This window comes from Thalassotalea sp. PS06 (assembly GCF_007197775.1).
Lineage (GTDB): Bacteria > Pseudomonadota > Gammaproteobacteria > Enterobacterales > Alteromonadaceae > Thalassotalea_A.
On sequence record NZ_CP041638.1, the window covers coordinates 2,550,086 to 2,575,070 of the forward strand.

Here is a 24,985-nt window from a genome sequence, read left to right on the forward strand (position 1 = left end):
TTCAACGAATTTGTGAGATCGCGGTAAGCACTTGCCAACCGTCAAATTCACTGGGAGTCATTAATGCTGATGACCACCAACACCGTGGGCATGGCCATGAGAAATTTCTTCTTCTTCGGCTTCACGAACGCCAACAATTTCAATATCGAATTGTAGTGTCTGACCAGCAAGTGGGTGATTGGTATCAACCGTGATCATAAACTTACCTACTTTCACTACAGTTACCTGACGCTGTCCGTGCTCGGTATTCACCACCCCAACCATTCCCGGTTTCCAGGTACTCGCACCTTGTAAATGCTTGGCAGGAATGCGTTGTACTGCATCCTGCAAATATTCACCGTATCCATTTTCCGGTTCTACGGTCACTGCAAACGTATCCCCTTGCTGTTTGTCGATCAGCGCATCTTCTACGCCTTTGATCATATTATTGTGGCCAACAAGCAAGGCGACAGGATCACCGCCATTTGAATCTTCCATTACCGTGCCATCTTCATTTTTAAGAACATAATGAAACTGAACGACTGTATTTTTCGCAATTTGCATGGATTAATCCTTTTTTAAATCTCTATTTGCCGAAAGTATAATACCACTTTGGGCATCAGCCTTTATCATCATAAAATTAAGGTTTAGAGCGCTTGGTTTATCGCATCAACGCTGGCTTTTGCATCGCCAAATAACATTTGCGTATTATCTTTAAAGAACAATGGATTTTGTACCCCGGCATAACCGGTGTTCATTGAGCGTTTAAAGACGATGACCTGTTTCGCGTGCCAGACTTCTAATACTGGCATACCAGCGATCGGACTATTCGGATCTTCGCTCGCTGCCGGGTTTACCGTATCGTTCGCACCAATTACCAATACCACATCGGTATCTGCAAAATCGTCATTAATTTCTTCCATGCCCAAAACGATGTCATATGGAACTTTTGCTTCTGCTAAGAGTACATTCATGTGCCCTGGCAGGCGCCCTGCTACCGGATGAATCGCGAAGCGGACATTCACACCTTTGTTTTTCAATGCCTGAGTCATTTCATACACCGGATACTGTGCCTGGGCTACCGCCATGCCATAGCCCGGGGTAATAATCACAGATTTTGCCGCACTTAAACTGTCGGCCACCGCCTGGGCATTGGTTTCAATATAATCCCCATAATCGGTATCGGCATCAACAATCACTTCAGTACCAAAGCCACCGGCAATAACGCTAATAAAAGAGCGATTCATCGCTTTGCACATGATGTAGGAAAGGATCGCACCTGACGAGCCAACAAGCGCACCAGTGATTATCAACAGATCGTTACCTAACATGAAACCTGCGGCTGCCGCGGCCCATCCTGAATAGGAGTTGAGCATCGAAACCACAACTGGCATATCCGCGCCGCCAATTGAAGCGACCAGGTGCCAACCAAATACCAGGGCGATGATGGTCATTAGCCATAATGGTCCAAATGCACCTTCGGCGCTGACAAAATAAACCATCAATACAAAACAGATAATTCCCGCTACCAGATTCATTTTATGGCGATGCGGTAGCATCAATGCTGCACTATTGATTAACCCGCGTAATTTCGCAAACGCAACAACGGATCCGGTAAAGGTTACCGCCCCAATAAATACCCCTAAAAATACTTCAACCAGATGGATATTTAGCTCTACCCCTCTTAAATGTGAGGTGTGTTCGAAAAAGCTGTTATAACCGACAAGTACCGCAGCCAGGCCAACAAAGCTATGCAAGATGGCCACGAGCTCTGGCATTTCTGTCATCTCAACCTTTTTCGCCAGGTGCAAACCTATCATGGCACCGATAAACATACAGACAAGGATCACCCATAGCGCCGAAACGTTTGCGGCGGCAAGCGTTGCTATCAAAGCTATCGCCATGCCAACGATACCAAACCAGTTACCAGACTGCGCGGATTCCTGCTTACTCAGCCCGGCCAGGCTCATAATAAAACACAAGGCGGCAAGAATATAAGCTGCTCCAATCATTCCTTCAGACATCATACTCTCCTACTTGCGAAACATTTTTAACATTCGCTGGGTTACAAAGAACCCACCGACGATATTGATGGTGGCGATTAAAATGGCGAAACCCGCCAGTACATCTATTAGCAATGAGCCTGAGCCTATTTGCAACAGGGCACCCACGATGATGATGCCGGAAATGGCATTGGTAACACTCATTAAAGGTGTGTGCAGTGCATGGGTTACGTTCCAAACCAAGTGATAACCAACTACACAGGACAATACAAAGACAGTAAAGTGAGACAAGAAATCTGGTGGAGCGACATCAGCAATCCATAAAAACACTAATGCAGACAATCCCAACATAAGTATTTTGTTGGCTTTGTTTGAGGCTTTGTCCGGCTCTTCAGTTTCAACCTGAGGCTCCGGCTCTTTCTCTTTAGGTTGTGGCGCTGCAGAGACTTTTATCGGTGGTGGCGGAAAGGTGATCTCGCCATCTTTAACGACGGTCATATTGCGAATCACCACATCTTCAAAATCCAACGCTAATTCGCCATCCTTGTTCGGCGTCAACAGAGTCAATAGATTTGCCACATTGTTGGCATATAACTGACTCGACTGATTAGGAAGCCTGGACACTAAATCGGTATAACCGATAACTTTAACCTGTTGATGTTCAATTAGTTTACCTGGTTTGGTTAATTCACAATTACCACCACCTGGCGCCGCCAAATCGACGATGACACTACCAGGCTTCATGGATTCCACCATATCTTTGGTCAACAATATCGGAGCCTTTTTACCGGGTATCATTGCCGTAGTAACAATAATATCAACATCTTTTGCTTGTTCGGCGAATAACGCCATTTCCGCATCGATAAACGCCTGACTCATTTCCTTGGCATATCCATCGGAGGAATCGGAATCTTCCTCAAAATCCAATTCCAGAAATTCGGCGCCCATACTGACAATCTGTTCCTTTACTTCTTCTCGAGTATCAAAAGCACGAACAATTGCCCCTAAACTGCCAGCCGTGCCAATCGCCGCCAGTCCGGCAACACCAGCACCAATTACCAGCACTTTTGCAGGTTCTATATTACCTGCGGCAGTAATTTGCCCCGTTAAAAATCGGCCAAATTCATTGGTGGCCTCAACAATGGCACGATAACCGGCAATATTTGCCATCGAACTTAACGCATCCAGAGACTGAGAACGAGTCATTCTCGGTACCATATCCATGGCCAGAGTATTGACTTTTTGCGCCGCCAGCGCTTCTACCAATTCCGTTTGTTGCGCCGGTGATATGAAACTAATCAAATGACTTTCAGGTTTAAATTCGCCAACCTCTTTGAGATCAGGGGCGTTTACCTTAAGTACCAAATCACTTGCCAAAACGTCTTTCCTGGAACCAATTGTCGCGCCCGCCTCAATATAACCTTTATCATTAAAGCTGGATTTGTCTCCCGCGCCTGTTTCGACAACGACCTGGTAACCAAGCTTGGTTATTGATTGAATGGATTTTGGCGAAACCGCAACACGATTTTCACCAGCTAACGTTTCACTGGGTACACCAATTTGCATGGGGGCTCCTTGAATCTCATGAAGGCATGATGATTTTTTTATAAATGCTTGAAATTATTAGTATCACTTAACTGGCTAAATTTAAACCAAGGACATGGTATTTTGTAAAAATTAGGTTAAAAAATTAACTTAAATGCAAAAAAAGTGTTTGCGCCAAGGAAATTTTGAGGTATGTTAAATTCATAGCTGATTAGCCCCCATGTTAAATCAGTGCAGAAATGGATTTACCAAATGTGAATCTGGAATCGAAATTTTGCACGTTAAATATGGAAAGGTTAAACAGCCATGAAAAAATTATTTTTCACCACACTCCTTCTTTTAGGCTTACCACTTTCTGCCAATGCGGCGACTTCTCTAACCGAAGACAAAATTGCTAACGTAGCTCAGCAGTTCGTCGAATTTCACAAAACCGAAGCCGTTGAACTATTGCAAAAAATATTAGCGCCACAGCTCAACGTAAAAGTCACTCAGGGCTCGAATGGTTATGGTTTTGTACTGAATTACAACCGTGAAGAATACATCGATTACCTGCGCAAAGGTCATAAGAGCAAATTCAGAATCGGTACCGATGTATCCTATGTTTCCTCAGAGTTTTTGGGGAATCGTGAAGCCAAATTTATTGTTCGATATCGCTCGAAAGAGTTAGACAAATATGTGTGGGTGGAAGGTATTGTTGCTATGGTCGGTAACGATATCAAGATTACCCATATCGAAGAATATACCTAATACGAATCTGTTCCACCCCGTAATGTGTCGATGGAAAAGCCGACACATAAATAACGTCTTTTCCAACCATTGCTAATTACTCCTTCCTTTGGCTTAATACAACTTTCGTTGCATTAAGCCTTTTTTTATTCAGCGGCCAATTTACCTTTTACTTTTTCCCGTAAGCTTTGAACGATCACGTAACACACTGGAATCACCATAGTACCGAACACCAGGGCTACAAACATACCACCGAATACGGTGACCCCGAGCGAACGCTGACTGAACATCCCGGCTCCCGTTGCAACTACCAAAGGCAAAATACCAACAATAAATGACACACCGGTCATACACACAGCTCGAAAACGCAGGTTGGCAGCAATACCAGCAGCTTCAGTAATGGATTTACCTTCTTCTTCACGCTGATGACGGGCAAACTCGACAATCAAAATTGCATTTTTCGCTGCCATCCCTATCAACAGTATCAAACCAACCTGTGCGAAAAGGTTCAGCGCAATTCCGGTTACGTTAAGCGCCAACAGAGCGCCGGCAATCGCCATAGGCACAACCAGAATAATAGCGGTAGGAATTGACCAGCTTTCATACTGACCAACCAGAAAGAGGTAAATAAACACCAATGCCAGTGCATAAGCATAGATAGCCATGTTACCTGCTTCTATTTCCTGATACGTCATCCCAGTCCATTCCGACTGATAACCCGAAGGCAAGACGTCCAGAGCCAGTTGCTCCATCGCTTTGATACCATCGCCAGAACTAAAACCGGGGCTGGCTTCCGCCCGTACAGTCACGGAATTATATAAATTGTACCGGTCGCTGATGTCAGGGCCGTGGATGGGATCAATCTGTGAAAAAGTGTTGAGCGGTATCATCTCACCATCGTTGTTGCGAACGAACAAAAGTTGAATGTCAGAAATGGTTCCTCGATACTCGGGTTTCGCTTGCATGATTACTTTATATGTCTGACCAAACTTTGTGAAATCATTAACATATTGCGATCCAAGCTGAGCCTGCAGTGTGGAAAAAATACTGTCGATATCAATACCAAGCGCCTTGGCTTTGATTCGATCAACATCGATCAGGTATTGAGGCACGTTGGCTCGGAAGGTACTGTAAACGTTTGTCAGTGCGGGAATCTGATTCCCCTCGACAACAAAGTCATTAATAACCTGCGCAAAGTCGCTGGATGGTCTTGCCAATGTATCCTGAATAATAAATTCAAGGCCACCGACGGCGCCCATTCCTGGAACCGAAGGCGGCGCGATTGCAACCACCTGCGCTTCGGGAATGGTTTCAAACGCCAATGCATTGACGCTCTGAGTGACGGCAAATACCACATCTTCTTCCTGTACCCTTTGCTCCCAGGGCTTTAATACGATAAATAGCGAGCCGGCATTACTTTGCGCAGCCGCGTTCAGAATTGAATATCCTGCCACCGAAGTAACGCTTTCGATTCGGGTATCCTGGAGCAAATCCTTGGTTAACCTATCAAGAACCTTTTGGGTGCGCCCCAATGAGCTAGCATCTGGTAGTTGCACCGCGACGATAAATATCCCCTTGTCCTCGGATGGAACAAAGCCTGTTGGCGTACGCAAAAATCCCCACCCCAGAACTGCAAATAAAACCAGCATACCCAGAGATACGGCAACCGCTTTGCGGATCAGAAATGCTACTGAGGCGGAATAGCGATTGCGAATACCGTCAAACCAATGGTTGAATTTTTTATACCAGCCAGCCTCTTTGGTATTGCTCTTCAATAATAATCGACACAATGCAGGACTTAGGGTAAGAGCATTGAGTGAACTGAACAATACTGCAACACAGATAGTTACCGCAAATTGTCGATACATAATACCGGTTAATCCCGGTAACAGCGCAACAGGGACAAATACTGCCAACAATACCAGTGTAGTCGCCAATATCGGCCCCGTTACTTCTTTCATGGTTAACGTAACCGCTTCTTCAGGCGTCATATCGGAATCGGTTAGATGTCGCTGGGTATTTTCCACCACGAGAATGGCATCATCGACCACAACCCCGATTGCCAGTATTAACCCGAACAAGGTAATGGTATTTATCGACATATTCATCAACAGCAAGACCCCAAATGAGGCGATCAGAGATACCGGGATGGCGATAGAAGGGACGATAGCAGAGCGCCAGTTTCCCAAAAATATAAAGGTGATAATGATCACCAGACCAACCGCCTGATACAAAGAAACCTGAACTTTAGCAATTGAAGTACTGATATAACGAGTTGTGTCGTAACCGATGGAATATTTGATGCCCTCAGGAAAGTCTTTTGAAATATCTTCCATCATAGCCTTCACGCTATCCCCGGTGGCTATTGCGTTTGCCCCGGGTAACAGGTAAAGAGCGACCGTGCTCGCTGATTTACCGTCCACCTGCGTCACGACGGAATAATCTTCTTGTCCAAGCTCGATTTCCGCCACATCTTTAAGATACACAAATGAGCCATCGGCTCGGGAACGAATGACGATGTTGGAAAATTCTTCGACCTCAGTCAATGTACCTTTGGCTTGCAGGGTATATTGAGTTTGAATGTCTGTGTTATACGGCGGGGCACCAACTTTACCGGCAGCTACCTGAATGTTCTGTTCATTTAACGCACTACGAATATCATTGGCGGTTACTCGAAGTGATGCCATTTTCTGTGGGTCGAGCCAGATCCGCATCGAGTAGTTCGCCTCGCCCATGATCATAGCTTCGGAAACACCATCGACCCGCTTCAGTTGATTCAGAAGATTAATTTTCACGTAGTTGGAAATAAATACCCGGTCGAAATCCTCAGTTTCAGAAAAGACATTAACCAGAAACAACATATCCGGAGATTGTTTTTTAACGGTCACGCCAACCAGGCGGATATCCTGAGGAAGCTTTGGCTCGGCCATGGCTACCTGGTTTTGCACCCGCACGAGCGCCAAATCGGGGTCAATACCGATGGCAAATGTCACGGTAAGGCGGTAACTGCCGTCATTGGCACTTTTGGATGACATGTAAATCATCCCCTCAACCCCATTTACTACCTCTTCAATCGGCTGGGCAACTTTTTCCTTAACAACCGATGCCGAGGCACCGGTATAAAAAGCACTAACGACTACCTGGGGCGGAGCGACAGATGGGTATTCGGCAATGGGCAGAATCGCAGCGGAAATAATACCAACCAAACTCATGACGATGGCGATTACCAGAGCAAGTTTAGGGCGCCTGATAAAGGTTTGGCTAAACATAATCAGCCCTCTTGCTCAGGGGTGGTCGGAGCATCAGCCTGGACCGGCTTCACTTTCTGACCACTGCGAATCCTCTGTATACCTTGAATCACCACGGTATCACCATCTTTCACCCCTTGATTGACAATGACCATAACGTCAACCCGTTCGCCCAGACTGACATTTTGCCGGCTAACTTCCTGCTTTTCGTCAACCACCATCACAAAATCCCCCTGCTGGTCAGACTGTACTGCACTTTGCGGAATCATCACGGTTGGTGTTTGCTTGGGTTCTTCAACAATGACATTCACATACTGACCGGGTTTTAAAATTCCATCGGGGTTGGGAATGGTGGCGCGAACTTCCATGGTTCCTGTTTTCGGGTCGACACGATTAGAGACAAAGGTGATTTTGCCTTCGTGGGGATAAATATCGTCCTTTTCCAGAGCAATTTTTACAATCGCCTCATCGCGACGCTGGGCACGCGGCATCTGCGCTTTGGCTTCGTTAAATTTTTTCGCCATACGCCAATAAACTTTTTCACTGACAAAAAATGGCACTTCCATGACATTGGTAGCCACAATTGTCGTCAACTCTCCGGATTCCGGACTGACGATATCACCGACACTGTATATACTGCGTCCGATCTTACCGGATATGGGCGCCTCGATAGTTGCATAACTTAAATCTACTTTAGCATTATCCAGTTTTGCTTCTGCGGCAGCCAAAGCCGACTGCGCTTCCTGGAATTTTGCCTCCAGGGCATCAAGCTCTGAACTGGAAATATAACCATCAGGCGCTAGCTCCTGACCGCGACGATAGTTTTTGTCAGCGGCGCTCAACGCTGACCGCGCGCGTGAAACTTCAGCTTCACTTTGCGCCCGTTGCGCCTGCAATTCGTCATCATTGAGCTTGAATAACACGCTACCTGACTTGATTTCCTTACCTTCGGAAAAGTTTATCGATTCAATCTTGGCCTTCACCCGGGCCTGAATTTTGACATCACTTGACGCATTTAATCGGCCAACAAAAATCGCACTTCCCCGATAAGGAAACGATTTTACCTCTTGAACAATAACCTCCACATCGGGGGCTTGTTGTGGTGCCGGTTTGCAGGCAACTAAGCCAAGGCCAAACAGGCTCAATAAACTTATTATGGAAATACTCGATTTTGACATGGTTTGCATCCTGTCGATTATTGTTATATTCCGTTCATCTTTTCGAAAAACAGTCAACAAGAGCCCGATTCCAGCGAATTTAGCGCTGAAAAGCGGACTTTACGTAAGTCTAAATGTAAGTATAAGTATAGAAAAATTATGAAATTTGCCGAGATATGGCACAAAAAAGAAAAACCCCGAAGCATTACTTCGGGGTTTTGTAAGGAATTGAATTAATGGAACTATTTCCAGCTTTTAATTTTATAGCCTTTTACTGCATAAAATAGAATGAAGAGATAACAAGGAAGCATCACCAGATACGCGCCTTGCTGACCTGCGTCCGAGGAGCTTGCCAGTCCCCAGAATAGCGGACCAAAAGCACCACCGGCGATCCCCATCACCAAAAGCGCAGAGCCGATACTGGTAAGCTTACCTAAGCCTGACAATGCCAACGGCCAAACCGCTGGCCATACAATGGCGTTGGCAAGACCTAGTAACGCGATAAGCAGCAGACTATCGGGCAACATTGCACCACCAAACGGTACAAGTAACGCATTTGCCAAAACAAATGAATCATTATCGGCAACAACAATTAACACCGTTAAGATCACACCTAATATAGCGGAAATCATGAGTGCCGTTGGTTGCGATAAAAACCTTGGGATGGTGATAATACCGATAATGTAACCCAGGACCATACAAGCCATGGTGTATGACGTCATTACCGCATAGTTTTCTATACCTAGCGACAACGCATAAGTACCAATTGTATCTCCGGCGATAACTTCAACGGCTACATAGAAAAATAGTGCGGCAACACCTAAAACCAGATTCGGATGAGCAACGACGTCTTTTAAACGATTGGTATCCCCAGTATCAACATCGTCTTCTTTGTCTAATTCCGGTAAAGGAGATTTCTTAACAAGCAACGCCAGGAAACCAATGAATAGGGCCATACCCAAATAAGGTAATACTAAACCGTTGGCCATTTCTTCAATTTGAATTTGCGTAAGATCAGTACCAACTCTGTCTTTAAAGCTATCTAATATCAGCGCTGTGAACACCATCGGCGCCACCACCCCGGCACTCTTGTTTAAAATTCCCATAACACTTACGCGAGCAGCCGCTGATTCCTCTGGACCAATGCGAACGACATAAGGGTTAACCGCAGTCTGCAGTAAGGTTTGCCCTGCCCCCATTACCAGTTGTGCAAATAAGAACAAACCGAAGATTTGAGTTTTCGCTGCGGGAATGAACAGCAGGCCGGCAATCATCATACCTACCATACCAAGTGCCATACCGGTCTTGTATCCGACCTTACGGATCACCCAGGCCGATGGCAACGCAGTAAACGTTACCGCGATATAAAAAGAAAACAGGATCAATGACGCTTGAAAGGGCGTTAATTGCAGGATTTGCTTCAGGTATGGCATCAAGGAACCATTTAACCAGGTCGCAAAGCCTAAAATGAAAAACAGCCCGGCGACGATAGCCATGGGCACGAAACTACTTTTTGATTGTTGTGTTATGGTCGAAGCCATATTAGCACCTTCTGTTTGTTGCATAATTCCCCAACTATTGTTTTGTTGATGTTGTTTTTGTTATTGGTGATAAAACAAAGGCGCGTTAAACGATACGCGCCCCATTAACCCAGGTTTGTCTGACATTAAGCTCATCATCGAAGATGACAAAATCTGCGACCGCACCGGTTTTTAAATGGCCATAAGCCTTATCGATTTTCAAAAACTGCGCCGGATACAATGACGCCATTCTAAGGGCTTCTTCCAGCGGCTGTTGCAGTTTTTCAACGGTATTTTTCACCGCCATCGCCATATCCAGACATGAACCGGCTAATTCGCCGGTTGTAGCATTCAATCTGTCGCCATCGCGGATAACGGTTGCCCCGAGCAATTCAAAACTGTCTTCGTTACTGCCAACCGGTGACATGGCGTCAGTAACTAGCATAATTTTGCCCTGTTGCTTGGCTTTGATAGCAAGCTTTGCCGAGTCATAGTGGACGTGGTGCCCATCAACAATTAACCCACACCAACTGTTATCATCTAATAGCGCAGCACCAACCATGCCCGGCTCTCGTGATTGAAACGCCGACATCGCATTGAACAAATGTGTGAATCCGGAGGCTCCTGCTGCCAATGCCTTAGCTACGGTTTCATAATCTGCATTTGAGTGTCCTAAACAAACATGAACACCCGCATCAACCAGGCGCTTAATATCTTCAACGGCAACATTCTCGGGCGCCAGGGTTACAACCACACGGCCTAAATCCTGACGACAGAACACTGCCATTTCACGCTCGCTAACCGGACGAATAAAACTAGCATTGTGAACACCTTTTTTAGGTACCGATAAATGCGGCCCTTCAAAATGTACACCGATAATGCCGGCTTGTTTATTGGCAATCGCCTCACTAATGACGTCGGCGGTTTTCTCCATCACTGCAACGTCATCGGTGATCAGTGTTGGTAACATCGCCGTGGTGCCATATTGGGCATGGGCTTTAAACATTACATCGAGCGTTTGCGTGCTTGGCGCAACATTTAACAGCACGCCACCACCACCGTTAACCTGAACATCGATAAGACCAGGCGCCATCAGCCCCTGAATTTGTTCGGCATGAGGGTGATGACCAGAAATCGCTTCAGCATGGATAACCCGCCCGTCAAGCAATTCAACTACACAATTTTTATGTAGTGTTTCGCCATCAAAAAACGAGCTGACCTGAAGTAGTTGCTGCATATTATAGAGTCCGTGTTACTTTCTTAAGTCCTTGCGGTTCATCAGGATTAAAACCTTTAGCCAACGCCACTTTTTCAACATCGAGATAAAATCTCTGGAGAACTAACAGTGGTGCTAGTCGTGGATGAATATCGTTAACCACCTGATTTAGGTGGATCATATCAGCGCCACGATTGGTTACTTCAACAACCTGCTCTTTGTGGGCCTGGGCGGATTCATCGTTCACATGGCAATCGATAATATCGAGTTGCTGAGCAACCAGTGTTACTGGGCCGTGAAGAAATTCTGCACTGGAAAAGGCTTCAGCGTGAATAGAGCAAACCTCTTTAAGTTTCAGCGCGATTTCTTTACTAACCGCGAATCCTAACCCACGACCAAGAACCACCAGGTTGCGAGTGTCGGTTAGAGATTGAGCGGTTAGCTGTACATCACTGTCTACCGCTTGTTGTAAACCCTCAGGCAATGTTTGCAAGGCATTGATTAATTCTTCGTTTTTACCCCAATTAGCTGCCAACTGCAATAACGCAGATAATGTTGCCAGATAACTTTTTGTCGCCGCAACCGAATTTTCCGGGCCAGCTTTCAATGGCAGAACATCATCGACAAGCTCAGCGAGTGGTGAGCTTTCATCATTAACCAGAGCAATCGTGTATGCGCCAGCATCTTTCGCCATTTGTGCCTGAGACAAGATGTCAGGGCTGCGACCAGATTGTGAAATAACAATCGCTAGGGCTTTATCGAGTTTCAGCGTTTTGCCATAAACACTGGCAACAGAAGGTGCTGCCGCAAACGTTGGTATTCCCACTTCGATTTCAAACAAATACTTACCAAACACGCCAGCATGATCGGAAGAGCCACGTCCGATAATCATCACCATCTTAGGGTCAAACTGATTAAGCTTTTCACCAATTCTGGCGGCGACTTTTGCATTAACCTGCAACTGCTCAGCAATAACTTTTGGTGCCTGACGAGCTTCTTTTTCCATTAAGGTTGTCATAATCGATATAATCCTGCTAACACATAAACTTATTTAGACTGTTGTCTGGCGAACAATACCGCACCGATTTCAGGTGCCTGCATTGGTTCGCTAAATTGACTAAAGATGTCGGTGGCAAGCCAGTCCTTTAACCGAACTTGCAAGCCACCGATCAGGGAGATCCGGGCCGGTTCTTTGGCCATGAGTTTATTAAAAACGGCGGTAAAATAGTTGCTGGCTTGGGCCAGTATCTGCTGAGCGACTAAATCGCCTTCATCTGCCGCATCGAAAACATGAATCGCCAAACGAGCATAGTAGGTGGCGCCCTGCCCTGACAGGCAACTGACTAAATCATTAGAATCTAAGCACCCAAGGGCTCGGTAGATCCTTTTGGTCAGGGTTGTCTGCGCTCCTAAATCATCGGCAGCGAGTAACACTTTTTGTACGGCTTGTAATCCCAACCAGGCACCGGAACAGGTATCGCCCTGCGGAAATCCATGGCCGCCAACAATGAGCGAGTCACCATTACAACTGACATACCCTACAGAACCTGTACCACAAATCATAATGGCGCCATTATCGCCATTGTGAGCGCCGAGACAGGCAATATGCAGATCGGTTGCCAGGTGCATTTCCTTAAACGGATGCTGCCAGGCATTCATCAAATCAAAATATTTGGGAATGTTAACCCCCGCCAAACCAACACCAGCGATTAACTGGTTAATTTGGGATTGTTCTAAACCTGCATCAGCAAGCGCCAATAACGCTGCATCGACAATCGATTGTTGCGCGTTATCAACACTATGAAATGGGTTTGCTGCTCCAGCAATACCTTCTCCCAGGCATTGCATTTCAGCATCGACTATCACGGCTTTGCATTTACTACCGCCGCCGTCGATACCTAAATAGAGTTGTTGATGACCTATGTGCATCTCAGCCTCTGCTTACAACCAGGGCAGCCTAATCCAGAGCTGCCTGTTAATAATTTATCAAATTAAAATAAGTCTACCGACAAATGACAACGCTGTCATTATTTATTTCAAGTTTTTTGACATCTCAATTAAATCATGTAGTTAGGAGGATTATCGCACCTTTAACGCCCGACCAGCTCGCTCTGACGTTGGTGCCTTCGCACGTACCCAGATTTCATCCGATGCCACGTCTACCGGGGCAGTATAGTCCAGCCAATTTGAATTTCCCTGTCGGTACTGCAAAGGCAATCCTGGGTAGGCAGAATTGATATAAAGTTTACCATCTTCCACTTTCGCGCCTACCGTCGGAATACGATAGTGGATATTGGCAAGGTCCAATTTGGCAAACTCTTTATTGGCAACGGTATCGGCAAAACTCGCCCATGCTTGCTGACGCTGCTGATGTTTCTCAGCGCTGATCTTATTGCTGCTTTGATCATATACCTGTCCCTCGTGGTCATAAGGCAAAGCCCATTGCGGCGAATGCCAGGCACGCTCAGCGAGAGCTAACAATCTTGGGAAAATCTTATATTCAGCCAAGTCGTCATTGCGGGTGTTTTCGCTCCACAATTGTCCTTGGATACCAACAAAATTTTTATCCTTGTGTAGTGGACCATGCTGAATATTACCCTGCTCGTCTTTGGTTAAGGTATCGTCAGATTGATAAGGTTTGTCTTCGCGATCCAACCAATACTCGGCATGAGCTGGCAGGTTGTCCGGCATAAAGCTGAAGATTTTTTCAGTATTAATATGGCGCGATGCCCAGTAATAGCCGTGCTCTTTCGGGTCCGGCTCATATGGAAAATCAAAGTACATTACATCCGGACTGGAAACCACAACTTCCCAGCCTTGATTAACCAGGTTATGTGCAGCCTGATGACCTTGCCAGAACAACACGCCCCAGGCATTAGCTTGAACCACCTGCGGCATATTCTCGACCTGAGTATGGCTCATACCATCGCTCCAGCCGGCAACTTCAATATCACGCTCAGCAAGAATTTTCGCCACTCGTTCAATGAAGTAACCCACTAAATCTTCGGCTTTTTGCAAATCATCATGTTGCTCGATAAAGCTTTTACACTTTGGCGATTCAACCCAGGCACCCGCAGTCTCATCTGCACCGATATGGTAACGGGTTAGCGGATATCCAGCATCGCTATGCATGGCTTTTACTTCATCCATAACCTTACCAATAAAGGCATAGGAAGAATCCATACAGGCATTGATGGTATTATCGTTATAGTACTGCACGGATGAATACACAGTGGTATCTTCAGGATCATGTAGCATGTACTGATGCGCTTTTTCCAGCTCACCGGCCTGCATATATTTGTCATAGCGACGTTTCATCGAAACAATAGCCGCGCGCGAATGACCCGGCATATCCAATGACGGGATCACCTGAATATGACGCTCGCCAGCGTATTTCAGAATCTGCTGATATTGCTCAACGCTGAAGAAACCATTAACTGGACTATTAACATCTACGCCAGCGCCTAACTGCGGCAATAAACAAGTTTTCTCTGATAAGTCGAAACAGCGCTTTGAACCAATTTCTGTCAACTCTTCAAGACCTGGGATCTCCAGGCGCCAGCCTTCATCGTCGGCAAGGTGAAGATGCAGCTTGTTAAGTTTGTAGGCAGCCATTTGATCGATTAAGTCAAAAAGAAACTGCTGGGAATGGAAATTACGAGACACATCGACAAACATACCGCGAAAGTCATAATGGGGTTTATCGATAACCTGCATTTCAGGTACCGTTAAGTCGTCGACACCAATGAGCGCGGCAATGGATTGCAGGCCATAAAACACACCAATTTCATCCGCCGCTTTAATACGGATCTCGTTCTTCGCGATATCCAGTTGATAGCCACCAGCAAACTGATCAGTATCTCCAGCGATCTGCAATTCAACATTGATGCCTGAATCTGATTGCGCTACCCCCAGGCTAGCCAGGCGCGAAAGCGCAGTTGCGACCGACTCTTCACTAACATTGTTAAAAACAACTTTGATGCCTGCACTTAGATCAATGCTATTACCACTATCATCGACAATTACCGTGTGCGGGGTTGGAATAATCGCTGAGCTTAGATCCGTATCGCTTTTCGGCTTATTAGCATTGCGCTCGAATAGTACGTTGGCGGTAGCCCATACCGTCTCATCGGTATCAGTGCGTTTAAACTGTTCGCGGACTTTCGTATATTCCTGGACAAATGGAGCAATCTCTAATCCCGTTTCCGGATCAATCTGAGTACGGGTGCTTTCAATAACCCGCGGCTGCCAGTTAGCGCTTTGTAAAAGTTCGCTGGTTTCATCGACGGTGAGGATATAGTTCGGGATCAAATCCGTTTCCGCCAGACTCCAGAAATCGGCGCGAAAATCTAAAGATTTGGTTTCTCCAGCCTTAAAGCCCTTAAAAGTATCGGACAAAGATATTTTGTGTAAGTCACCATTTACATGAGTAATAGCAAACTCACCTTCTGAGTGAGTTTGCACCGGATTTATCAAAGAAAAATATATCGCCCAGTCACGATAAGGAAAGTCTTGTTGAGCAGTAAAATGTATACGCCCCTGATAACACAAACCGTCATGTTTGGCTTTATCACACTTATCGTCAGCGACATTCGTTACCAGTTCAAATTCTACTTTTAACGACTTGGCAAAGCCATCCAGTGCGGATTGATTCAATGTCGCCATCGATACCTCAGCGTCTTTATTTGACTGCTCAGGTTCACTATTACATGCGCTTAATAAAGCCATGCTTAAGAGGGAAATCACCAAAGGATTTTTCATTGTTATGGTTCCTGTTTCCTGGTTATTCTTTATAAGGCAATGTCGCCACTGCCCTAATAATTGTTTTGTTATTGGCGCTGCAGGCCAAATTGCTGGATCTTGTCAAGCAGCTGGCGGTGCTCGGGTAAAAGGTTTGCCAATTGCTGAGAGTGTTGAAGGAGCTGTTGCTGGAGTTGTTGCACCCTATCTTGCTGATGATACCGATACTGGCTCTGGCGCAGGTCGGTTTCGAACTCCATGCCATAAAGGACATACAGATAATTTTCGAGATTAAAAATTTCGTAGCCACTGCTGAAATCGTAGGCGCTCGGTAACTGCCATCGCCAGCGTTGTATTCGTTCTTGCAGGGTGCTGCTCAGGCTTTCGAAGTTGCGGTTATCCAACCAAAATTCACTGTCGTCGCGGCGGGAAAGGAAATAATGTAACTTGATAAAATCAATTACCCGCTCCCAGCTTTGTTGAACGTTGCGATTAAACTGTTCAGCCACCAAAGGCATTAACGCTTTATTGGCTGGAAACTGTTGAGCGAGCATTTTCGCGGTAACATCAAATACCAACAGCCCTGTTGCTTCAAGAGGTTCCACGAAACCCTGGGACAAGCCAATAGCAACACAGTTTTTATGCCAGAATTTGTCGCGGTATCCGACTTTCATATCAATCTGGCGCAGCTCGGCATTTTTATGCTCAGCGCCAAGATATTCCCGAAACGTATTTTCAGCATCCGCCTCATTAGTATGCGCACTGGAATAGACATAGCCGCATCCGCGACGAGCTGTCAGGCCTATATCCCAAATCCAACCAGCGGTCTTAGCCGTTGCTTTAGTAAAACTTGGAATCGGCTCGTTGGTTTGGGTATATGGCACCTGCACCGCTAATGCTTTATCGGCAAACAAGGTTTGCTGCTTGTCAACAAAATCGACGCCCAGTGCTTTGCCCAATAAAATAGAATGAAAACCGGAGCAATCCACGAAGAAATCCGCTTTCACCATACCGGCATGATCGGTTTTTAATCCATTGATTTCACCACTGTCGTTAATGTCGACATCAATAACATTGGCTTTAATCAGTTTTACCCCGAAATGCTCCATCGCATGGGATTGCAGCAACCGGGTAAATTTCGCCGCATCAAGGTGATAGGCATACTGACAGTTACCTTGATATTGCGGTGAAGTAATTTGCTTTGGTGCCAGCCCCAAATCACAGACCTTACCCTGGAAGGCGACAAAATCCGTGTATGAAGGGCGTTGTTCAACCGGGATATTTAACCAATACGCGGTTAAATCCGGAATTTCACTCACCAATGGATAATCGAACAAATGGTGATAATAGGATGACTGGCCGGTACGGGGAGTGTCCAACCAATCAATAAACTTTATGCCTTGTTTGAAGGTAACATCGCATTCGCGAATAAATTTGGCCTCATCAATGCCAAACGCTTGCAGACTCTGTCGGATCATCGGAACCGTGCCCTCGCCGACACCAATACCAGGAATGTCATCAGAGTCGATAACGGTGATATCCATTCCCTGTTCAGGTGCGGGTTTAAGCTGACTGGCAAGATGATTTGCCGCAAGCCAGCCTGCAGTGCCACCACCGACAATGACTATCTTGTCAATGGTTGCATGCGACTGTTCTTGCGCTGTTGTCGAAGATGAATGTTTCAAGCTATTCACCATCTATACCGCTTGCTCAGGAGTGCTAATGTCCTGCACTGCACCCTGCACGGACTCAAGAAAATCCTGGTGCGACATGGTGACCTGTAACGCCCGCTGACTCATAAAATTAAGGCGCTGGAAAATCTGATCACAGCTTGCTTCATCATAAGGTATGTGAAGATCCGGATAATGGCCCATACCATAAAGAATGAATCGATAATTCTCGTCAGTGAACGTCGTTGCATAACCACCAGCCAAGTCCATGTACTCACAGGTTTTATGCTGCCAGGCTTGCAGTTGTTGTTTTAACAACGGACAGTAATCAACGCTTCGCTGGGCATTTTGCCAAAACTCGGTATCGTCTCTATCGGTCAGGCAATAATGCAGCACGATAAAGCGCTTGAGGTCGTCATAGACGCCATTCATCAAGCGATTATAAGAATCCCGGGTTGCCTGCGCCGTTTGCGTCGAGCTGATATGCGTCGATAATAACTTGGCGCCAATGTTAATCAGATGCAGACCGGTAGATTCCAGCGGTTCAATAAAGCCACCACTTAAGCCGATAGCGATACAATTGCCAACCCAGAACTCTTTGCGACAACCCACTTTCATATCAAGATGTAGAGTCTTCAACACTTCGACATCACTGCCTAAATGCTCACGAAGTTCGTGCTCTGCCTCCGCTTTATCAAGGTACCTGGAATCATACACATAACCGCTGCCACGTCGGCTGGTCAGATCGATTTCCCAGGCCCAGCCATTACTAAGCGCCGTTGCCGTGGTATAGCTTCTCGGAGTCTGCCCGTCTTTGTATGCGACCTGCATGGCAACAGCTTTATCGCATGGCAATTCATCGGTAAATGACTGCCAATTGTCCTGCTTTAATGCTTCAATCAGCAAGCCCTTAAAGCCGCTACAATCAATAAACAAATCACTGCTAAATTCACCTTTATCGGTAACTACCGCTTTGACATTGCCCTGTTCAACTTTCACCTCATTAACAAGAGCTTCAACATGCTCAACACCGGCTTGAACGGCTTTTCGGCGCAGAAATCTCGCCATTTCAGAGGCATCTAGGTGATAACCATAAGGGGTAATACCTTCAAAGGGTTTTGAGTCCGGCATTTTCGGACAATGATTTTCCTGCATCAGATGTGCGGATAACGATACCCCTTGGTCATAGCGCTCAAACAGGTGCCTGGAACGTAATAACCAGCTAGTAGAGATATCTAAAATATTACCCAGAGCCTGGTGCTCAAACGGGTGGTAATACTGATGTATTTGCCCATCAACTGGTTGCATCCAGTTGTTAAACATAATGCCAGTTTTCAAGGTAGCATTGGTTTCTCGTAACAGTTCCGACTCATCGAGTCCCATTGCTGCGAAAAAGAAACGAATAGAATGGACGGTAGCTTCGCCGACGCCGAGAATTCCGACATCTTTACTTTCGATCAGGCGAATCGCCACGTGCGATTGTTGGTGGTTGTATAACCGGTTTAAATATAACGCGGTCATCCAACCAGATGATCCACCACCAACGATAGTGATGGATCGAACTGCATTTTGATTCATAGGGCTCGACTAACCTGTTCAGGAAAGCTCGAGCGCTGAGGTTTACGCAGTCTCAGCGGCCAATTGAGCTTTCTTCTGAACCAAACGGTGAACCTGGTGCATGGAGTTTAGGTGCGCAAAAACTGGCCCTAAGAATCCGCGCTTACGAAGTTCCAGGTATTCTTCATCGCTTAATTCATTTAGTTTTTTCTCATTAACCAGATATAAACCGTTAATTGCGATTTTCTCGCCATTTAAATCGATTTCAAGGTTTTGCTGTACCAGCAAATCTTTATCGGCTAATTCCTTAGTGAACATACGAGTAATGTGCGAATGTTCAAGATACGAAGCCATCGCCTCTTTGCGCTTAGCTAAGTATTCGGTCTCATCACCATTCTCTTCGAATAGTGCCTGACCTTCTTCTTCATTTACTACCTCATTGTCAGTAGCAATGATTACCATGTAGTTATCGGAGTCTTGTGACTCTGGAACTAATGCTAATGGAAAGTGTGTCACTGCAGCCGGTACATAAGTACCACCCCAGTATTCGCCGGCAGTAAACAGGTTTTCACCTGGCTTAAGACCGAAAAGTGCTACAGGCTGAAATGTGCCATTATCAGAGTTCTTAACAAATACTACCGGGAACTCGGCGCTCGCGCGGGAAAATTCATGAACTACCAGAGGAACTAAATGTTGTGCTTCAACCTGTTTGAAATTCTTTTGTGCTTTAAGTTTTGTTTTGCCGTGTACGTTCTTGTTTAACGGCTGTACGTTTTGCTGGCTCATTTAACTTCTCCCTAAATGTAGGCCTTACTTTTTATTAGGGTCATAGACTAAACCGGGAATAAAAGCCAAGACAAGCGAAAAAACACTTTTTTTGATAAAAAAGGGGAGAAACCTCCCCTTTTTATCAAGCTATTAACAACTTAGAAGCGGAAACTTGCGCCCAAGTTGATACGTCTGGCCATCTCATACTCATACAGAGGGAAGCCATTAGCAAAACCACTGTATGAAGTTGGGTAGTTGTTATTACCGAATTGCTTAGAGCCTTCTTCGGTAATGTTGTTAACATCCAACTTAAGGTCAAGATAATCCGTTACATGCCATACTGCACTCAAATCAAGCGTACCGAAGTCATCGTGCAAACGGTTACCGTATGAACCAGACTCACGCAGCATGTACGAACTACGCCAGTTGTAAGCCAAACGAACCGATACTAAATCATTTTCGAAATAACCCGTGGCGTTGTACGCGTGCTCAGAGCTGTCGCTCAGGAACGGGTTCATATCGGTAAATGTATCTTCGTCAGTATCAGAATCGGTGTAGGTATAGTTAACTAATGCACCAAAACCATTGCCAAAGTCCTGTTGATACTGAAGTTCGATACCCTGAAGGGTAGCGTCCTTACCGTTAGACTTTTCTTGCACCGTCCAACCAACAGCAGCCTCTTCCGGCGGCAGTGGGAATGGGATTTCATCGGCACTTGCAGAACGGTTAGTGAAGGTTACGAAGTTATCAACCTGCTTGTAGAAAATAGTGGCTGCAACAAGTGAAGAATCGTTGAAGTAGTACTCTAAACCTAAGTCAAACGCGTTTGAAGTAAACGGCTTAAGGCCGATGTTACCAACAATCCAGAACTGGTTGTTTGGTGTATCATCGTTAGTACCGACAACATTCGGGTTAACATACATATCAACATACTGTGGACGAGCCATAGCACGTGAAGCAGATGCACGAAGGATTAACTCGTTCGATAGGTCATACTTAAGGTTGAAGCTAGGTAGTACTTCAGAATAATCAGAACTTGAGCTGGTTTGCTCGCCTTCTAAGAAGTAAATAGATTTTGCATCGGTTGTCACATAACGAACACCGAAGTCACCACTGAAGTTATCACCAGCAAACTCAGCCATTACATAAGCGGCGAAGTTTTCTTCTTCAATTTCACTGTATGCGCCAAGATCTTCGTTCTCACCAACAATGCTTGCTTTGGCAAGACGCTTTAACTCATTGGCATCGAATTTTTTGATTTGGTAGTTGCCAGCGCCAACATCGATAGTACCGGCCTGAAGGCTTGCCGTATCAAAACCGTTTACGAAGTCATCACTTTGAACGTATTCGAAACGACGTGATGTCGTTTGATGTTCAGCATACTTAAGACCCGTCTTAACTGAACCGATTACACCCCACTCAACATCAAACGTCAGATCGCCCTGAATATAGCTCTCTTCGTCAGTTTTCGGCGTGCGGTTAAAGTTTGGACCCGTACCCATGTTAAGTACGCCTGGATCGTAGGTTGCCATATCGAAACCAGCAGGTAGGTTCCAGGTCTGGTTACCACCAGTAAAGTCATAAGTACCACTAGCGATTGAAGGTACTAAACCATCATCTAGAACCATCTCGAAATCGGTACCACCGGTCGAATTGGTATCACCAAGCTGAAGTTTGAAGCTGTAGCCATCGCCGCTGTAGTTAACGGTTAAATCTAGAACATCTGAGTTCATCGTCGCTTCACGTGGACGCATCTGATAGAAAGCTACGTTCAATGGACCTGCGATTTGCGTACCCTGATTGTCAGCTGTCTGACCTAACCAGGTCGTATTGCTACTATCGCCCCATGACGTATCCGCCTGAGTCAACCACAATGCATAGTTGGTGTTGTCCGCTTCCATCTTCATGTCGATGTAGTTAACAACAATATCCCAGCTATCGCTTGGCGCAAATTGGAACGTTGCGTTTAAGGCAGAGCGCTGACGCTCTTGTTCAAAAGCAACTGGACCTGCACCCCATTCCCAGAACGCTTCGTTACCCTGACGTTGTAAAGAGCGATCTTGAGCAACGGCAGACACCAAAGCACCGAAAGTCTCGCTCTCGTTTTTCCAGCTTACTAAGCCTGAAAACTGTGGGTCTGTTTCTTCGGAATCTGTCTGATAAGACGCTTCTACAGAACCGTATACTGATAGCGGGTCAAGGTCTAATGGCTTACGCGTATTAACAACAACCGTACCACCGACACCACCTTCAGCTAAATCAGCGCGAGAAGATTTATAAACTTCTAAGTCACCAACCAATTCAGAAGGAAGTAATTCATAGTTGAAACTACGTTTAGCCGGCTCAAGAACGAACCAACCCGTTGATGCAACGTTTTGACCGTTTAAAGTGGTCAACGTCAAATCCTGGCCAGCACCACGGATAGATACCGCAGCACCCTCACCGAACTGACGCTGAATAGTTACACCTGGGATACGTTGTAAGGATTCTGCAACGTTTTTGTCTGGAAATTTACCGATATCTTCAGCGGTAATAACATCAACGATTGCATTAGAAAAACGCTTGGCGTTTAAGTTTTTCTGTTGGCTTCCCCGGATACCTGTTACCTCGATAACCTCCATATCCTGGTTATCTGCGATTTCTTCGGCAGCCACAGCTGATGCGCTAGCACCAGTAAGGACCATAGCGATACTGCTGGCGAGCAGACGCTTTTGGAATTTGAATGACGACATCTTCTTGTTCCTTATATATTTTTTATTTTTTCACCCTATGGATCGGCACTTTTTTGAATCGATATGGTTCATCCCTATTCCCCACATTCGCTCCTTACAAATGACAACGCTGTCATAAGGCTTAGTAAAACCATACACGGAAATTACAATTTTGAAAAGATTTTTTTTAAATGTAATAAAAGTGGCGGGATTATCGTCAGTAAAACCCACTTAAAAAACAAAAAAACTACAATATCAGTTACTTAAATTTTATTAACTTTGTTGTGACTGATGAAAGGGTTCAATCTCACTTTCGTTTTTGTACACAGAATTCAACAATGGTTCTGGTTTCAATATGGCAAATACAAGGTTTTGATTCTCATTAAAAATGGCTTATAGTGACGGCAATCACAATCAGGCAATATACTCGTCCTGATTGTAAAGGCATTGATTAAATAGCAAGGAAAAGTGACCATGAAGGTAACCATTAATGATGTTGCCCGCCACGCCGGGGTTTCCATTAAAACCGTGTCGCGAGTAATTAATAAAGAACCTTCGGTCCGCGCCGCTACTAAGGAAAAAGTTGAAGCCGCCGTTCGCGAGTTAAACTATCAACCAAATGCTGCCGCCCGAAATCTTGCTGGTAGTAAGTCATTTAGTATCGCTTTCATTTATGACAACCCAAACGCTTATTATGTGATCGACATGCAAAATGGTATTTTGCAGGAATGTCGAAAACAAAATTTTGAGTTGGTGATCCACCCATGTAATTCCAAAGCCGAGCATATTCTCGATGAAATCACCGATATGATCCGTCATTCGAGGATCTCTGGTGTTGTGCTAACACCACCATTTTCGGAAATGCCTTCGGTCATCGAACGCTTAAAAGAACTTGGCGTAAATTTTGTCAGAATCTTTTCTGGTCATGATGCCCCAGACGGTATCTCTCCCTGCATTATGGTTAATGACTTTGATGCGGCATTTTCAATCACCGAGCATTTGATTGCATTGGGCCACAGTGAAATTGGTTTTATCAGCGGTGGCAAAGAGCATAAATCGACGTTTGAACGTATCGAAGGTTACAAAGAAGCTTTAAGCAAACATCAAATCGACATTGATGAGAGTTTGATTATCGATGGTGAGTATTCTTTTGATTCTGGTGTTGCTGGAGCGACAGAATTACTGAAACGAACAACCAAACCGACAGCGATATTTTCCTGTAACGACGAGATAGCTGCGGGCGCGTTATTCGCATCAAGACTGGCCAATGTGGCGATTCCGCAGGATTTATCCATTGTTGGTTTTGAGAACAGTCCATTCTCCCGTCAGACCTGGCCAAAAATCACCACCGCCGATCAGCCGAACCAAACCATCGCGCAAAACGCCACAACCTTGTTAATCAGTGAAATTCGCAAGCAAAAAGCACCGGATATTTGTCAGCAGTTCACGCCAACCTTGCTAGTTCGCGACTCAACCGCAGAAGCCACCAAGTAGAAAATTTCGAGTCCGTTTCCGATTATCAGGCTGGATGATAGCCGTAACCGACAAGAAAATGCCTAACTGTATTTTGGATATACAAGGTCACCTTATCCATGCTGATAGGTTTTTCAATGTTGTATTCTTTGTGCATCCAGATCTCACCTTTAATCACCGAAAGAAACTGAGTAGCGGCGGTGTGGATATCGTCGATTGCAAGGATATTTTGTTGCTTATACTCCGCTAATATGTCGCGAACCTCAGCGATAACCCGCTCCGGGCCGGCTTTATAGAACAATCTTGATACATGCGGGTAACTAGTTGATTCATTGATGCAAATACGGTGAATGGCAAGTGCTTCCGGCGATAACAATAATGCCAGGAAATGTTCTGCATACTGGCACAGTGTGGTATACGGATCGCTATCTTTTGGACTTGCGGTTGACGTGGATAGAAACTCTTCACAACGGGCGGTAATAGTAGCGACAAACAATTCATCTTTACTACCAAAATGACTGTATACCGTTTGCTTGGATACGCCGGCATTCTTGGCAACAAGATCCATGCTGGTAGCTGCAAAACCATTATCACAAAACAATTTCGACGCGGCATCATAGATTTGCTGACGTTTTTCTTCACTTTTGCTTCTGACTTTAGGAATTGCCACTA

17 protein-coding genes are annotated in these 24,985 nt (G+C 45.4%); 2 read left to right on the forward strand and 15 right to left on the reverse strand.

Annotated elements, in window-relative coordinates; translation table 11 throughout:
• Positions 1-60: 60 nt before the first annotated feature.
• From FNC98_RS11305 to FNC98_RS11315, 3 genes are all read right to left on the reverse strand, one after another.
• Positions 61-543: a peptidylprolyl isomerase gene (locus FNC98_RS11305; protein WP_143581338.1), complete on the reverse strand. Its 483-nt coding sequence runs from the start codon at positions 541-543 to the stop codon at positions 61-63.
• A gap of 83 nt (positions 544-626) precedes the next feature.
• Positions 627-2,003, reverse strand: a complete 1,377-nt coding sequence (gene pntB / locus FNC98_RS11310) for a Re/Si-specific NAD(P)(+) transhydrogenase subunit beta (protein ID WP_144035541.1) — start codon at positions 2,001-2,003, stop codon at positions 627-629.
• Positions 2,004-2,012: 9 nt separating this feature from the next.
• The gene (locus FNC98_RS11315; RefSeq protein ID WP_143581339.1) at positions 2,013-3,548 is read right to left on the reverse strand and encodes a Re/Si-specific NAD(P)(+) transhydrogenase subunit alpha; all 1,536 of its coding nucleotides are present in this window, start codon (positions 3,546-3,548) and stop codon (positions 2,013-2,015) included.
• A 285-nt stretch (positions 3,549-3,833) separates the two neighbouring features.
• Between FNC98_RS11315 and FNC98_RS11320 the strand changes: the two genes are divergently transcribed.
• Entirely contained in the window at positions 3,834-4,274 is a 441-nt protein-coding gene (locus tag FNC98_RS11320; RefSeq protein WP_143581340.1) for a hypothetical protein, read from the forward strand.
• A gap of 125 nt (positions 4,275-4,399) precedes the next feature.
• Here the strand turns inward: FNC98_RS11320 and FNC98_RS11325 are convergent, their stop codons facing one another.
• The 11 genes from FNC98_RS11325 to FNC98_RS11375 form a co-directional block, all read right to left on the reverse strand.
• Positions 4,400-7,522 carry an efflux RND transporter permease subunit gene (locus FNC98_RS11325; protein ID WP_143581341.1) on the reverse strand — a complete coding sequence of 1,041 codons (3,123 nt, stop codon included), beginning with the start codon at positions 7,520-7,522 and terminating at the stop codon, positions 4,400-4,402.
• A gap of 2 nt (positions 7,523-7,524) precedes the next feature.
• The gene (locus tag FNC98_RS11330; protein ID WP_185967943.1) at positions 7,525-8,679 is read right to left on the reverse strand and encodes an efflux RND transporter periplasmic adaptor subunit; all 1,155 of its coding nucleotides are present in this window, start codon (positions 8,677-8,679) and stop codon (positions 7,525-7,527) included.
• A gap of 221 nt (positions 8,680-8,900) precedes the next feature.
• A complete protein-coding gene (nagP, locus tag FNC98_RS11335) occupies positions 8,901-10,223 on the reverse strand; it encodes an N-acetylglucosamine MFS transporter NagP (protein ID WP_409574553.1) in 1,323 nt (440 codons plus the stop codon).
• A 61-nt stretch (positions 10,224-10,284) separates the two neighbouring features.
• Positions 10,285-11,415 (reverse strand): N-acetylglucosamine-6-phosphate deacetylase, encoded by a 1,131-nt coding sequence (nagA, locus tag FNC98_RS11340; protein WP_143581343.1) that lies wholly within the window; start codon positions 11,413-11,415, stop codon positions 10,285-10,287.
• Position 11,416: 1 nt separating this feature from the next.
• On the reverse strand, positions 11,417-12,415 hold the full coding sequence (nagB-II, locus tag FNC98_RS11345; protein ID WP_143581344.1) for a glucosamine-6-phosphate deaminase NagB-II: 999 nt from the start codon (positions 12,413-12,415) through the stop codon (positions 11,417-11,419).
• Positions 12,416-12,441: 26 nt separating this feature from the next.
• A complete protein-coding gene (gene nagK, locus FNC98_RS11350) occupies positions 12,442-13,323 on the reverse strand; it encodes an N-acetylglucosamine kinase (RefSeq protein ID WP_143581345.1) in 882 nt (293 codons plus the stop codon).
• Between the two features lie 150 nt (positions 13,324-13,473).
• Positions 13,474-16,155 carry a family 20 glycosylhydrolase gene (locus FNC98_RS11355; protein ID WP_143581346.1) on the reverse strand — a complete coding sequence of 894 codons (2,682 nt, stop codon included), beginning with the start codon at positions 16,153-16,155 and terminating at the stop codon, positions 13,474-13,476.
• 68 nt (positions 16,156-16,223) lie between these two features.
• Positions 16,224-17,819, reverse strand: coding sequence for a tryptophan halogenase family protein (locus FNC98_RS11360; protein ID WP_260680349.1), 1,596 nt, complete (start codon positions 17,817-17,819; stop codon positions 16,224-16,226).
• A gap of 12 nt (positions 17,820-17,831) precedes the next feature.
• Positions 17,832-19,382 (reverse strand): tryptophan halogenase family protein, encoded by a 1,551-nt coding sequence (locus tag FNC98_RS11365; RefSeq protein WP_143581348.1) that lies wholly within the window; start codon positions 19,380-19,382, stop codon positions 17,832-17,834.
• Positions 19,383-19,424: 42 nt separating this feature from the next.
• On the reverse strand, positions 19,425-20,147 hold the full coding sequence (locus FNC98_RS11370) for a SapC family protein (protein ID WP_143581349.1): 723 nt from the start codon (positions 20,145-20,147) through the stop codon (positions 19,425-19,427).
• A 140-nt stretch (positions 20,148-20,287) separates the two neighbouring features.
• Positions 20,288-22,861 (reverse strand): TonB-dependent receptor, encoded by a 2,574-nt coding sequence (locus FNC98_RS11375; protein ID WP_143581350.1) that lies wholly within the window; start codon positions 22,859-22,861, stop codon positions 20,288-20,290.
• A gap of 453 nt (positions 22,862-23,314) precedes the next feature.
• On the opposite strand from FNC98_RS11375, the gene FNC98_RS11380 reads away from it, so the two are divergent.
• Positions 23,315-24,334 (forward strand): LacI family DNA-binding transcriptional regulator, encoded by a 1,020-nt coding sequence (locus tag FNC98_RS11380; protein WP_143581351.1) that lies wholly within the window; start codon positions 23,315-23,317, stop codon positions 24,332-24,334.
• 25 nt (positions 24,335-24,359) lie between these two features.
• Here the strand turns inward: FNC98_RS11380 and FNC98_RS11385 are convergent, their stop codons facing one another.
• The gene (locus FNC98_RS11385) at positions 24,360-24,983 is read right to left on the reverse strand and encodes a TetR/AcrR family transcriptional regulator (protein ID WP_185967944.1); all 624 of its coding nucleotides are present in this window, start codon (positions 24,981-24,983) and stop codon (positions 24,360-24,362) included.
• Between the last annotated feature and the right edge of the window lie 2 nt (positions 24,984-24,985).